At 71.1% G+C, this 13,322-nt stretch carries 13 protein-coding genes; 6 read left to right on the top strand and 7 right to left on the bottom strand.

What is annotated here, in order from left to right:
* The first annotated feature begins 34 nt into the window (after positions 1-34).
* The 4 genes from IGS69_RS27630 to IGS69_RS27615 are packed head-to-tail and all read left to right on the top strand — an operon-like array spanning position 35 to position 3,601.
* A complete protein-coding gene (locus IGS69_RS27630; protein ID WP_190903189.1) occupies positions 35-1,138 on the top strand; it encodes an ABC transporter substrate-binding protein in 1,104 nt (367 codons plus the stop codon).
* Positions 1,139-1,183: 45 nt separating this feature from the next.
* The gene (locus IGS69_RS27625) at positions 1,184-1,972 is read left to right on the top strand and encodes an ABC transporter ATP-binding protein (RefSeq protein WP_190903188.1); all 789 of its coding nucleotides are present in this window, start codon (positions 1,184-1,186) and stop codon (positions 1,970-1,972) included.
* Complete coding sequence (locus IGS69_RS27620) at positions 1,959-2,855, top strand: ABC transporter permease (protein WP_190903187.1); 897 nt, start codon at positions 1,959-1,961, stop codon at positions 2,853-2,855. Before IGS69_RS27625 ends, IGS69_RS27620 begins: the two co-directional genes overlap by 14 nt.
* Before the next feature lie 5 nt (positions 2,856-2,860).
* Positions 2,861-3,601, top strand: coding sequence for a sirohydrochlorin chelatase (locus IGS69_RS27615; protein WP_190903186.1), 741 nt, complete (start codon positions 2,861-2,863; stop codon positions 3,599-3,601).
* 4 nt (positions 3,602-3,605) lie between these two features.
* Here the strand turns inward: IGS69_RS27615 and IGS69_RS27610 are convergent, their stop codons facing one another.
* The 3 genes from IGS69_RS27610 to IGS69_RS27600 all read right to left on the bottom strand — a co-directional run bounded on the left by IGS69_RS27610 (position 3,606) and on the right by IGS69_RS27600 (position 5,528).
* Positions 3,606-4,433 carry a GvpL/GvpF family gas vesicle protein gene (locus IGS69_RS27610; protein WP_190903185.1) on the bottom strand — a complete coding sequence of 276 codons (828 nt, stop codon included), beginning with the start codon at positions 4,431-4,433 and terminating at the stop codon, positions 3,606-3,608.
* A 179-nt stretch (positions 4,434-4,612) separates the two neighbouring features.
* Positions 4,613-4,987: a nuclear transport factor 2 family protein gene (locus IGS69_RS27605; RefSeq protein WP_190903184.1), complete on the bottom strand. Its 375-nt coding sequence runs from the start codon at positions 4,985-4,987 to the stop codon at positions 4,613-4,615.
* Entirely contained in the window at positions 4,980-5,528 is a 549-nt protein-coding gene (locus tag IGS69_RS27600) for a DUF1697 domain-containing protein (protein WP_190903183.1), read from the bottom strand. Before IGS69_RS27600 ends, IGS69_RS27605 begins: the two co-directional genes overlap by 8 nt.
* Positions 5,529-5,868: 340 nt before the next feature.
* Between IGS69_RS27600 and IGS69_RS27595 the strand changes: the two genes are divergently transcribed.
* Positions 5,869-8,121 carry an MMPL family transporter gene (locus tag IGS69_RS27595; protein ID WP_190903182.1) on the top strand — a complete coding sequence of 751 codons (2,253 nt, stop codon included), beginning with the start codon at positions 5,869-5,871 and terminating at the stop codon, positions 8,119-8,121.
* A gap of 65 nt (positions 8,122-8,186) precedes the next feature.
* On the opposite strand, the gene IGS69_RS27590 is transcribed toward IGS69_RS27595, so the two are convergent.
* The 3 genes from IGS69_RS27590 to IGS69_RS27580 form a co-directional block, all read right to left on the bottom strand.
* Entirely contained in the window at positions 8,187-10,016 is a 1,830-nt protein-coding gene (locus IGS69_RS27590; protein WP_190903181.1) for a caspase family protein, read from the bottom strand.
* Entirely contained in the window at positions 10,013-10,405 is a 393-nt protein-coding gene (locus IGS69_RS27585; protein ID WP_190903180.1) for a hypothetical protein, read from the bottom strand. The genes IGS69_RS27590 and IGS69_RS27585 overlap by 4 nt, the downstream gene beginning before the upstream one ends.
* Positions 10,406-10,590: 185 nt before the next feature.
* Positions 10,591-10,908: a hypothetical protein gene (locus IGS69_RS27580; RefSeq protein ID WP_190903179.1), complete on the bottom strand. Its 318-nt coding sequence runs from the start codon at positions 10,906-10,908 to the stop codon at positions 10,591-10,593.
* Between the two features lie 198 nt (positions 10,909-11,106).
* Here IGS69_RS27580 and IGS69_RS27575 point away from each other — a divergent pair, with 198 nt between their 5' ends.
* A complete protein-coding gene (locus IGS69_RS27575; RefSeq protein ID WP_190903178.1) occupies positions 11,107-12,057 on the top strand; it encodes a zinc metalloprotease in 951 nt (316 codons plus the stop codon).
* A 24-nt stretch (positions 12,058-12,081) separates the two neighbouring features.
* On the opposite strand, the gene mgt is transcribed toward IGS69_RS27575, so the two are convergent.
* Positions 12,082-13,284 (bottom strand): macrolide-inactivating glycosyltransferase, encoded by a 1,203-nt coding sequence (gene mgt / locus IGS69_RS27570; protein ID WP_190903177.1) that lies wholly within the window; start codon positions 13,282-13,284, stop codon positions 12,082-12,084.
* Positions 13,285-13,322: the final 38 nt, after the last annotated feature.

Here is a 13,322-nt window from a genome sequence, read left to right as displayed (position 1 = left end):
GTGACCGCCGGGCCTGGCGAGAGGACCACCTCCCGTGCCTGCTCCATCCGCTCTTCGCCGCTCTCTCGCGGTCATCGCCGCGCTTCCCCTGCTCACGCTGGCCGCCTGCGGCTACGGCTCCCAGGCCAAGGACGACGGCGCCGCCGAGGTCGCCGCCGGGGCGAAGAAGATCGACGGACTCGACTCCGTCAAGATCGGCTACTTCGGCAACCTGACCCACGGCACCGCTCTGGTGGGCGTGCAGAAGGGCATCCTCCAGAAGGCGCTCGGCGCCACCAAGGTCGACCCGGCCGTCTTCAACGCCGGTCCCTCGGAGATCGAGGCGCTCAACTCCAAGTCCATCGACATCGGCTGGATCGGCCCCTCCCCCGCGATCAACGGCTACACCAAGTCCGCCGGCAAGAACCTGCGCGTCATCGGCGGTTCGGCGTCCGGCGGTGTGAAGCTCGTGGTCAACCCGGACAAGATCAAGTCGCTGAAGGACGTCGAGGGCAAGCGGATCGCGACGCCGCAGCTCGGCAACACGCAGGACGTGGCGTTCCTCAACTGGGCCGCGGAGCAGGGCTGGAAGGTCGACCCGCAGAGCGGCAAGGGCGATGTCACGGTCGTCCGCAGCGACAACAAGGTCACCCCGGGCGCCTACCAGGCCGGGTCGATCGACGGCGCCTGGGTGCCGGAGCCGACCGCGTCGAAGCTGGTCGCCGAGGGCGGCAAGGTGCTGCTCGACGAGTCGACGCTGTGGCCGGACGAGAAGTTCGTGATCACGAACATCATCGTGCGTCAGGACTTCCTGAAGGAGCACCCGAAGGTCGTCGAGGCCGTGCTCAAGGGCTCGGTCGAGACCAACAAGTGGATCAACGCCAACCCGGACGCGGCGAAGGCGGCGGCGAACAAGCAGTTGGAGACGGACTCCGGCAAGGCGCTGCCGGCCGAGGTGCTGGACCCGGCGTGGAAGTCGATCCGGTTCACCGACGACCCGCTGGCCTCCACCCTCAACACCGAGGCGGAGCACGCGGTGAAGGCGGGCCTGCTGCAGCAGCCGGACCTGAAGGGCATCTACGACCTCGCGCCGCTGAACAAGGTCCTCAAGGCCGAGGGCGAGCCCGCGGTCGACGACGCCGGTCTCGGCGTGAAGTAAGCCCGCATCCCGAAGCCGCATGAAGAGTCCCAGGAGGTGACGACCATGGCCACGACCCTCGCCAAGGCCGCCGACGGCACCGAGTCGGCCACGCACGCCGCCCGGATCGCACACGTGTCGAAATCGTATCCGGGCCCCGCCGGACAGCAGCTCGTCCTGGACGACATCACCCTCGATGTCGCGCCCGGAGAGTTCGTCACCCTCCTGGGGGCCTCCGGCTGCGGCAAGTCCACACTGCTCAACCTGGTGGCGGGCCTGGACCGCCCCACCGTCGGCGAGATCGAGACGGACGGCCGGCCGGCGCTGATGTTCCAGGAGCACGCGCTGTTCCCGTGGCTGACCGCGGGCAAGAACATCGAACTCGCCCTGAAGCTGCGGGGCGTGCCGAAGGCCGAGCGCCGGGAGCGGGCCGAGGAGCTGCTCGGACTGGTGCGGCTGAAGGGCGCCCACGGCAAGCGGGTGCACGAGCTGTCGGGCGGTATGCGCCAGCGCGTCGCCCTGGCCCGTGCGCTCGCCCAGGAGAGCAAGCTGCTGCTGATGGACGAGCCGTTCGCGGCACTGGACGCCATCACGCGGGACGTGCTGCACGACGAGCTGACCCGCATCTGGCGCGAGACGCAGGTGTCCGTCCTGTTCGTCACGCACAACGTGCGCGAGGCGGTCCGGCTCGCCCAGCGCGTGGTGCTGCTGTCCTCCCGCCCGGGCCGCATCGCCCGCGAGTGGCGGGTGGACATCCCGCACCCGCGCCGCATCGAGGACACCGCCGTGGCGGAGTTGTCCGTCGAGATCACCGAAGAACTGCGTGGGGAGATCCGCCGACATGGCCAGCACTGATTCGACGACCGTCGCCAAGGACGGCAACGATCTCGCCGGGCTGGAGGCGGGCCTCGACGCGCTGGAGTCGAGGCAGACGCTCCGCACGCCGTTCCGGCAGACCTTCGTCCAGAAGATCCTGCCGCCCGTCCTCGCCATCACGCTGGTGCTGGCGGTCTGGCAGGCGCTGGTCTCATTCAAGGTCGTCGACGACCCGACGAAGCTGCCCGCGCCGTCCGCGGTGTGGGACGTCGTGCGGACGGCGTGGCTCCAGGGCGAGTTGCTCGACTACATCTGGACCAGCGTCTCGCGCGGCCTGCTCGGGTTCCTCTTCGCCCTGCTGATCGGCACGCCGCTGGGCCTGATCGTGGCCCGCGTGAAGTTCGTCCGCGCGGCGATCGGCCCGATCCTGTCGGGCCTGCAGTCCCTGCCGTCGGTCGCCTGGGTGCCGCCGGCGGTGATCTGGCTGGGTCTGAACAACTCGATGATGTACGCGGTGATCCTGCTCGGCGCGGTCCCGTCGATCGCCAACGGTCTGGTCTCCGGCGTCGACCAGGTGGACCCGCTGTTCCTGCGCGCCGGCCGCACGCTGGGCGCCAGGGGCCTCAAGGGCACCTGGCACATCGTCCTGCCGGCCGCCCTGCCGGGTTATGTGGCGGGTCTGAAGCAGGGCTGGGCCTTCTCCTGGCGCTCCCTGATGGCCGCCGAGATCATCGCGTCCTTCCCCGACCTCGGCGTCGGCCTCGGCCAGTTGCTGGAGAACGGCCGCAACGCCAGCGACATGGCCATGGTGTTCGAGGCGATCCTGCTGATCCTGATCGTCGGCATCGCCATCGACCTGCTGATCTTCAGCCCGCTGGAGCGGTGGGTGCTGCGCAGCCGCGGCCTGCTGGTGAAGAGCTGAGTCCCATGACGAACAAGCCCGTCCTCCTCGTCATCGCCCACGGCAGCCGCGACCCGCGCCATGCCGCGACGGTGCACGCCCTGGTACGCCGGGTGCGCGCGACGCGCCCCGACGTGCGGGTGGAGACGGGCTTCCTGGACTTCAACGTCCCCTCGGTGCAGGGGGTCCTGGAGTCCCTGGCGGTGCAGGGTGTGCGCGACGTCGTCGCCCTGCCCCTCCTCCTCACCCGGGCGTTCCACGCGAAGGCGGACATCCCCGCGGTCCTCGCGGACGCGCCCCCGCAGCTGCGCATCCACCAGGCGGACGTCCTGGGCCCCTCGCCCCTGCTCCTGGCAGCGCTGGAACGGCGCCTGTACGAGGCGGGCCTGACCCCCGCCGACAAGTCCTCGACCGGGGTCGTGCTGGCCTCGGCGGGGTCCACCGACCCGGAGGCGATCGCAGTGATCGCAGAAATCGCGCGGGAGTGGCGGCACACCGGTTGGTGCGCCGTGCGGCCTGCGTTCGCCTCCGCATCCCTTCCGCGCACGCAGGACGCCGTCCGCGAACTGCGCGCACTCGGCTGCTCCCGCATCGCCGTCTCCCCGTACGTCCTGGCCCCCGGCTTCCTCCCGGACCGCATCGCCCGGGGCGCGGCCGAGGCGGATGTCCTGGCGGATGTCCTGGGAGCGGCGCCGGAGGTGGCGCGGGTGGTGCTTCAGCGGTACGAGGCGGCCCGGATGCCGCTGCCGGCGGCCGTGAGCGCCTGAGGGGTCACGCCGCCGTCTCCTCCTGCGGTTCCGGTTGGAGGGCGAAGGAGTAGGGGGCCCACGGGCCGCTGATCTCCACGCGGAGGCCGGGGACGCCCTGGGCGGCGGTGAGGATGCCCGTGCGGAACGCGGTGACGCGGTCCTTCGGGACGAGGTAGGCGTCGTTGCCGATGTTGGTGCCGGGGGCCGTGCCCGCCAGGCTGCCGCGTTCGGGGGTGTGGGTGACACGGTCGACGGCGAGGGTCCGGGCCGTTTCGGTGAGGCGGGCGGCCGCTTGGGCGACCGTGCGCCAGGCCTCCTCGTTCCTGCGCTGTCTGCGGCGGCGGATCACCTGGTAGGCACGCCCGACACCGAGGCCCGTGGCCGGGTCCTGCTCGGGATCGGTGTCGGCCTCGGGCGCGATGATGTCGGGGGTGGCATAGATCTTGACGCCGAGTTCGACGTGGCCGGTGAGGCGGTCGAGCAGGGAGAGGAAGTAGCCGCGGCGGGTGTCGAGGGCCTGCCGGGCGGTGTCCTCGTCGGGGTAGACGGTGGCGAGGCGCAGGGGGAGCACGGCGGCGCCGGAGGCCACCAGGGCGGCCACCACGGCGTGATGGGAGCGGACCGTCGACTCCAGCCAGTCCAGGTCGTCGAGGTGGGCCTGGAGGGGAGCGTCGTCGTAGTCGGCGGGCGGGACGTGGCCGACGGCGAAGGCGAGCGGCGGGCTGGTGATCGCCGGGTCGACCAAGTGGACCGGCTCTCCGGCGACACCGCGCAGGTGGGCCGCGGCCGCAGCGGCCTCGGGGGTGCGGCGCATGACCGCGTAGGCGTAGACGAGGTTCGTGTCGCTCATGACTGCGGGCTCCTGTCGGTGGCCGTGCGATTCCTCTCGCGAGACTCCGTTCTCGTGCCGTCCGTCGGTAGGTACGCAGCGGACGGCGCAGGTGTTCACGGGAACGGCCGACGGGTTGGCCCGGCCCCCGGGGGCAGGGCCGGCGGGACGTCGTGCACGCCCTGCCGGGGGCCCGCGTGTCAGGTGGCCCGTTCGCTGTACGGGGTCGCCTGGTGGAACCAGAGCAACCAGCGGCCCTCCGTGCGGCGCCACAGCGAACTGCGGTGCGCGCGGCTGCCGTCGTACTCGGTGTCGTAGGTGAGGTGGACCAGGTCGGGGGCGAGCTGCACGCCCCTGAGGGCGGAGACGGCGACGGGCCGGGCGCCGGGCTCGGTGGTGGCGGCCAGGGAGGCGATGATGGCGGCCCGGCTCCAGTGCCGGCCGGAGGCGCCGAACTCGTGGAATTCGGGGTGCAGCAGCGCCCCGACCCGGTCGGGCGAGCGGCGGACCTTCGGGGTGAGCAGGGCGAGTTCGCCCTCCATCGCGGCCTCGACGGCCGGGTTGTGCTCAGCCACCGGTCATCTCCACCAGCTTGACGACCGTGTTCCAGTTGCGGCTGGTGGCGATCACGCCCCTGGTGATGCGCGGTTTTGACAGGTGCTCGGCCAGCTTGGAGCGGCCCAGGCCGTCCGGGGCGTACAGGTACAGGGCCCGGTCGCCGAGGCGGAACTCCTCGGGGAGGCAGGCCTCCTGGTCGATCTCCGCGAAGCGGTCGGGGGTGACGGGGGCGGAGAAGTAGGTGACGTGGAGCTGTCTGGGCTCCAAGTCGTCGGCGGGGAAGGGGCAGGCGTCGGCGATCGCCCGCAGATAGGCGTGATCGCGCACGATCACGTCGACGCCGAAGCCGAAGCGCTTGTCGACGGCCCCCGCGATCTCACCGGCCAGCGACTCCTCGTCGCCGTGGCCGGAGGAGAACACGGCCTGGCCGCTCTGCAGGTACGTGCGGACGTCGCCGAGGCCGAGGTCCGCCAGGAGCGTGCGCAGGTCGGCCATGGGGACCTTCCTGCTGCCGCCCACGTTGATGCCGCGCAGCAGGGCCGCGTATGTCGTCGTCATCCGCTCACGATAAGGCGGCCGTCGTGCCCCGTGGGGGTGGGCACGACGGCCGCCGCGGGCAGCTGCCCGACCCCGTAAATTACTCACCGGTCGTTGCGGGGCACAACCGTTTACCCAGGATCCTCACACCCGCGGAGCCGGACATGTCCGGGGATAGGTGTAAGGGACCACGGTCCGTGGAGGTCCTCCCCAGTGGGGACAGGGCTCGCTCCGTCGGGATGAGTTCCGGCTCCCCCACTTCACCGGGCAGCACGACGAGATGGCTTTGTCCGGCCCCTACCTTCGAAGCGAAAGGGGGCGGCAGGGGGCCGCCACCGCATCACGAGGGGGCAGGCCCGTCATGGGGAACGGAGACATACGGGTGCGGGGCCTCGCCGCCCGGGCCGGCGGCTGGAGCGCCAGGCACCGATGGGCTGCCGTCGGCATCTGGGTGCTGTTCGTCGTCCTGGCGATGGGGCTCGGTTCGGCCGCGGGCCGGGTCGACGTCAAGGACAGCGACCAGCTGAAGGGCGAGACGCACACCGCCGCGCGGATCGTCGAGGACGCCGGCATCGACGAGCCGGCCGGTGAGACCGTGCTGATCCAGGCCAGGGGCGGTGAGCTGAAGGCGACGGACCCCGAGTTCCGGGACGCCGTCGACGCGGTCGTGCGGGCCGTCGAGGGGACCGGCCGGGTCACCGAGGTGACCTCGCCGTACGAGACGAAGACGATCTCGAAGGACGGCCGCAGCGCGCTCGTGCAGTTCGACATGCGCGGCGAGCCGGACACCGCCGGTGAGCGGGTCGAGCCGGTGCTGAAGGCCGTCGAGGGCGTCCAGGAGGATCACGGGGCTCTGCGGATCGAGGAGATCGGCGCCGCCAGCATGATGAAGACGTTCGACGACGCGTTCGGCGAGGACTTCAAGAAGGCCGAGTACTCCGCGGTGCCGGTGGCCTTCGGCATTCTGCTCATCGCCTTCGGGGCGCTGGTCGCGGCGCTGCTGCCGGTGGCGCTGGCGGTCACCGCCATCATGGCGACGATGGGCCTCATGGGCGTGGTCAGCCACGTCATGCCGATGAGCGAGACCGCCAACTCCGTGATGCTGCTGGTCGGCATGGCGGTCGGTGTCGACTACTGCCTGTTCTACCTGCGCCGGGAGCGCGAGGAGCGCGAGGCCGGCCGGGACGCGCAGACGGCTCTGCGGATCGCCGCCGCGACGAGCGGCCGGGCGATCGTGGTCTCGGGTATCACGGTGTGCGTGGCGATGGCGGGCATGCTGTTCACGGGGCTCGCCGAGTTCGAGGCGATGGGCCTGGCCTCGCTGATGGTGGTGGCCGTGGCCATGGTGGGGTCCGTGACCGTGCTGCCCGCGCTGCTGTCGCTGCTGGGCGAGCGCGTCGAGAAGGGCCGTCTGCCGTTCCTGCGGCGGCGCGAGCGGGGCGGCGGCCGTCAGGACAGCCGGTTCTGGACGGCCGTGCTGCGGCGCGTGCTGGCCAAGCCGGTGGTCGCCGTCGCCGTGGCGGCCGGTGCGCTGCTGGCCATCACGGCTCCCGCGCTCGGCATGAAGACGCAACAGCTCACCCTGGACCAGGAGTTCGGCGACTCGCTGCCCATCGTGCAGACGTACAACCGGCTCAACGACGCCTTCCCGGGCGGTTCCGAGCCGGCCGAGGTGATCGTCAAGGCGCATGACATCAACGCGCCGGAGGTGAAGTCCGCGCTCGCCGACTTCCGTGACCGGGCGATCAGTTCGGGCGCCTCGCGGGGTCCGGTGGAGATCAAGCTGCACGACGCGCAGAACGTCGCGTTCGTCTACGTCCCGCTCGTGGGCGGTTCCGACCAGGACAAGGCGGGCGCGAGCCTGGACCTGCTGCGGGACGAGGTGCGTCCGGCCACGCTCGGCAAGGTCGAGGGGGTCGAGGCGCCCATCACCGGGCAGGTGGCCGGGTCGAAGGACTTCAACGACCAGCTGGCGGGCGCGGTCGTCCCGGTGTTCGCCTTCGTCGTGGTCTTCGCTTTCGTGCTGATGCTGCTGTCGTTCCGTTCGCTGACCATCGCGGTCACGTCGATCGTGCTGAACCTGCTGTCGGTGGGCGCCGCGTACGGCATTCTCGTCGCGGTCTTCCAGCACGGCTGGGGCGCGTCGCTGGTGGGCGCGGAGGGCGTCGGCGCGATCATCACCTGGCTGCCGCTGTTCCTCTTCGTGATCCTGTTCGGCCTGTCGATGGACTACCACGTGTTCGTGGTCTCCCGGATCCGCGAGGCGCGACTGCGGGGCCTGGCGACGAAGGACGCGATCCGGCACGGCGTGGTCACCACGGCCGGTGTGGTCACCAGTGCCGCGGTCATCATGGTCGCCGTGTTCGCGATCTTCGGGACGCTGTCCATGCAGTCCATGAAGCAGATGGGCGTCGGCCTCGCGGCGGCGGTGCTCATCGACGCGACGATCATCCGTGGTGTGCTGCTGCCGGCCGTGATGGCGCTGCTGGGCGAGCGCAACTGGTATCTGCCGAAGTGGCTGCACCGGCTGCCGGACCTCACGCACGACGAGACGCCGCAGGCGGTCGCCGCACCGGTGGCGCGGGACGACGAGGGCGAGCCCCTCAAGGTCTGATCGCCGCGATGGCGTGCCCCAGCTGCGCCGGAGTGCCGAGCCCGCTCCAGCACAGCGTCAGGCGCTCACCAGTGAGCGCTGCCCACCAGATAGGCGATGCCCGCGAGGACGGCCAGGGCCAGCGTGGGGATCGCCAGTCCCTTCGCGACCGAGGTCAGTGTCCGCGTACCGCTCGCCGCCTGCGTCGAGTAGTGCTCCCCCCGGGTGCCCAGGTCGTGCCGGGCGAACGCGCCCACGACCAGAGCCGCCCCACCGGTGATCAGACACACGATGAGCGGCGTGAGCGCTCCGTACTCGCGGATGTTGTCCTCGACGTTGCCGGTCTCCCCCGCGTCGGCCCGGGCCGCGATGGCCACGGCTCCCCGCTGGATGGTCATGAAGAGCATGGCGAGCGACGTGACGGCGAGGGCGAGAGCGGCACCGGCAAGGGCGGGAGCGCGCCGGGAGGGGGTTTTGCGGTCCGTTCGCTCCCGGTCTTCGGTGGTCCTGGGCGGCTCCTTGGGCTTGGGCGGCTCCTTCGGCTCGGACGGGATGCGCGGGGGATCGATGACCACCGTGCGCCGTTTGTCGTCCGGCGGGGGCTTCGGCGCCGTGGAGTCGTTCGGGGCGTGCGGTCCGGGCGTCGGGGGACCGTCCGCCGGGGTCACCTCCGCCTCGACGTGGATCACGGACTCGTCGGCCACGCCCTTCAGCGTGATGTCGCCGGAGAGGTGCCCCGCGGCGGTCGTGTCGACGTGGACCTCCAGGCCGCTCCGGGCCGGATCGACCCGCAGCCACGGCTGTCCGGGCTGGGCCACGCAGTGCCGCGCCAGCGGCGGTCCCTGCATGGTCACGGGAAGTCCGGGAGAGGTCGAGCCCCTCGGGATCCGGCCGAAGTCCAGGCGGTCCGGGGACGGTGCCAGGCGGATCGTGCTCAGGGCCTCGGCCGCCAGATCGGCGAGCGGCTGGACCTCGTCGTGGGCGACCTCCCCCAGGTGCTGACGCGCCCCTTCCGCCACGGGCAGCTCGGGGCGCCGCAGTCGCTTGCACAACTCCGTGACGGCGCCCTGCCGTCTGAGGAATTCGTCGCTGTCCAGAGCCGCCTGCAGTGCGGACGGCGAGGGAATGGCGACGATCTTGATGCCGCCGCGCCGGCTGTGTGCCAGATGCAGCTCCCCTTGCAGCTCCGCCGCCTTCTTCGGTGTCTGGTGGGGGTTCTGCTCCCGTACGTGCCGGTAGACGTACTCGTACAGGTCGTCGAGGGAGACGTTGCCGTCCGCGTCGAGGTCGGCCTCGCCTGTCTCCAGGCCTTCGACGACCGCGTGGGTGAACACCGAGGGCCGCGGGGCGGAGTTCTCGGCGAGTTCGTCGCCCTCGAAGGAGTACTCCATGGAGTCGGACGCGGTGATGACGGCCCAGCCCCGCCCACTGACCGGCTCGTCCTTCGCGAACGACTCGAGGACATTGACGTCTCCCGAGGCGCGCACGGAGGCCGAGCCCCGGGAGAAGGCGCCGCCATAGCAGCAGTCGAGGAACAGGACGCTGCGGCCCGCCCGGGTGCCGGACATGCAGCCGCGGACGAACTGGGAGGCGACAGCCGTGGCGGCCAGCAGCGGGGGTTCGGTGTCGCTCGCGGCGAAGTACAGCTCGCCGGACTCGCTCTTGAGGCCGTGGCAGGAGAAGTGCAGCAGGAGCGTGTCGGCGCGGCGCCGGTCGTTGAAGAAGCCCTGGATGCGTCTGCGCATGAGGTCGGCCGAGGCGTTGTGCACGACCTCCACCTCGAAGTCGCCGATCTGCGGGTCGTGCAGCACCCGTTCGAGAGCCGCGGCGTCCTGGGCGGGCGCCTTGAGTTTCTTGAGTCCCTGGTCCGCGTACCGGTCGTTGGCGATGATCAGCGCGTGTCTGGAATCCGTCATGGCTCGGCTCCGGCCCTGGAATGGCGCTCGACGAAGATCCTGAACGCCTCGGTGACCTGGTCGTCGGTCGCCTCGGACACCTCCAGGACGTCGTCGCCCATCCGCAGGTGCAGGGACGGGTGGGTGTCGTGGCGACGGCCCATCCAGGACCGGATCACGGTCATCACCTGGTTCAGGGCGGTGGCCGAGCTGCCCAGGGTCACCAGCAGGGCGCCGATCTGGGTGACGTCCACGGCGCGTGTTCCGGGCGGGGCCTGGCCGCCGGGGAGCGTGGTGACGTCGTCCACGTCGAGATCGAGCAGTTCCTCGCGCAGATAGCCGGTCAGCTCTTCGACGCGCTCGGCTTCGGCGTCCTCTTCGGTGAGGAGGATGTGCAGTTCGTTCTCCACCGGGTCACCCCCTTGTTCGTCCGTCGGGGCGGCGCAGAGTCGGAGTGTCGGTGGGCTCTACGTCATCACTTACAGTTTCCGCTGCTCAGAGCGGGGCGGCAAGTCACCCGGGGCAGGGTGAAGTTGACGGCTCAACGTTAAGGTTCCTCGTTCAACTTGCGATGATCGAGGCGCGCGCACGGGCCCTACACCAGCCGCCGCACCTCGAGCACCCGCTCGTCGCAGCGCACGATCTCCAGCTCCCGCTCCGGGCGCGCGCCCCCGAAGGAGAGCACGAGGTGACGGTCCGACACGAGCCGCCAGCGGCCGGGCACGGCTCCGGGGGCGTCACCGTGTCCCAGCGGGTGGTCGACGAAGCCGCCGTCGGGTGCGAACTCCATGCCGCGGCGCCCCCGCGCGGGCGGGAAGGGGAAGTCGTCCGGCCGGTAGACCCGCACGTCCTCGTGGTCCTCCTCGTAGGAGTGGAGCCACGAACGGAACAGGGCCGACGGGGGCTCTCGCATGACCCGGCCACCTCACTCGTCCGACACCGTCCGCATTGTCTCTTGCTCCGAAATGACTAGAATTATCAGTGTATGGGTTCGGAGGGAACGGGCAACCGACCGCTCCGCCCGACGGCGCCCGCCCCTCGCGACGCGTTCAGACGCGCAGTTCCGCAGCCGCGTGCGCGGCACAAGCCCGCTCCCCTCGAAGGGCACGCCATGTCCGATGCACAGGCATTCCTTCGCGCCACCTCGCCCGACTACAGCCGCTGGTGCGGCGCCATGGAGGTGCACCGCAGACTCCTCACCCTGAACCCGGAGTACGCCGAGAACCGGGCCCTGATCGAGAACACCGCGTTCGCCTACGAGTCGATGGACCAGATCACCGCCCGGCAAGGCCTGATCGACATCCCCGTCGTCGTGCACGTGGTGCACGGCAACGCCGAACAGAACGTGAGCGACGCCCAGATCCACAGTCAGATCGACGTGCTCAACCAGGACTTCCGCGCGAGCAACCCGGACGTGGGCAAGGTGCCCGCGGTCTGGCAGGACCTGGTGGCCGACGCGCGCCTGCAGTTCCACCTGGCCCGGACCGACCCGCTGGGCCGCCCCACGGACGGCATCACACGCACCGAGAGCGCGGTCGACGACTGGGACACCGACGACCTGGTCAAGTTCAGCCTGAGCGGCGGCCAGGACGCCTGGCCCGCGGACATCTACCTGAACCTCTGGGTCTGCCAGTTGCGCCGCGGACTGCTGGGCTACGCCCAGTTCCCGGGCGGCGCCGCCTCCACGGACGGCGTGGTCGTCACCCACACCGCCCTCGGGACCACCGGCACCGCCACGGCGCCGTTCGACGGTGGCCGCACGGCCGTGCACGAGATCGGGCACTGGCTGAACCTGCGGCACATCTGGGGCGACGACGACGAGGGCTGCAGCGGCAGCGACTTCGTGGCGGACACCCCCAACCAGGGCGGCGCCAACGTCGGTTCGCCCACCTTCCCCCATCTGACGTGCGGCAACGGACCGGACGGCGACATGTTCATGAACTACATGGACTACACGGACGACGCCGCGATGTTCATGTTCACCAAGGGCCAGTCGGCGCGCATGGACGCCACGCTCGACAACGCCCGTCTGAACCTGACCCGTCAGGCCGTCGCGGTGTGACGACGGCCTGACGCGAGGGCGGTCCTAGCCGCGGGCGGCGGCGAGTTCGGCCTCGATGAGGTCGGCCGCGCGCCTGGTGCCGCCCTCCCGGGCCGTCTGCGCCTGGAGTTCCTTCAGGCGGCGGGCCACCTCCGGGTCGCCGGCCAGGGCCAGGGCCGCCGCGCGCAGGGTCTCCGCGGTCGCCTCCTCCGTGGACATCCGGCGGGCGACGCCCAGGCCCTGGAGCATCTCCGCATTGCCGAACTGGTCCACGGCCTGCGGTACGGCGATCATGGGCGTCGCGGTGGCCAGGCCTTCCTGGCTGCCGCCGGCGCCGGCGTGCGTGACGAACAGGTCGGCCTGCTTCAGGATGGCCGGCTGCGGCACCCAGGAGTGCACCTCGACGTTGGCCGGAACGTCCGCGAACCCGGCCGGGTCGACGTGCTTGCCGACCGAGAGCACCAGGTGCCAGCCCGGCAGATCGCCGAACGCCTTGACGCACTCCCGGTAGAAGCCGGGCTGCTTGGTGAAGGCCGACCCGAGGGACACGAGCGCGACCTTCTCCGCGGCGGCCGGGCGCTGCCAGTCGCCCTCGGCGGTGCGGTCACCCTGGCAGGCACCGACGAAGGAGTACACGCGCTCGTCGACACGGTCCGCGTTCGGCTGGAGCGCCTTGGGGAGCAGGACGATCGAGCGGTCTGGCCGGCCCCCGAAGTCGTCGGGGTGCTGCGTGATGCCGTTCCCCTCGAGCCAGGCCTGGAAGCGGGCGTAGTAGGCGCGGCCCCGTTCGGTCTTCTTCGGCTCCTCCCACAGGGGCCGGGCGACCTCCTCCTCGTACCCCTCCCAGGCGACCATGGCCGGTGAGAGGGAGACCGCGGGGACGCCCCAGCGGTGGGCGAGGACCCGGCCCGGGTAGGAGGCGATGTCGTGCAGCACGAGGTCCGGCTCGTCGCCCTCGTAGGCCTCGATCAGCTGCGGGAGGGCCTGGATCGCGTCGGCGAGGAAGGGCTCCACGTTGTCCAGCAGGGTGCTCCCCCACGCCTCCGGGTCGTCGTCGGGCGAGGGCAGCGTCGAGGTCCAGGGCTTCACCTCGGCGCCGGTGTCCGCGACCTTGCCCGCGAAGACGGGCGGGATCGCGTACGTCACCCGGTGGCCGCGTGCCACGAGCTCGCGGATCACTTCCAGGCTCGGATTCACGTGGCCGTGGGCGGCGATGGAGAACATGGCGATGTGGGCGCGACTGGTCATGCGCCGACCCTACGCGAGACGAGACGTCTCGTGCAACA

Source organism: Streptomyces tuirus (assembly GCF_014701095.1).
In the GTDB taxonomy this organism is placed as follows: Bacteria; Actinomycetota; Actinomycetes; order Streptomycetales; family Streptomycetaceae; genus Streptomyces; species Streptomyces tuirus.
Note: the sequence above shows the minus strand (reverse complement) of the source record. Positions and strands in the feature narration are given on the sequence as shown.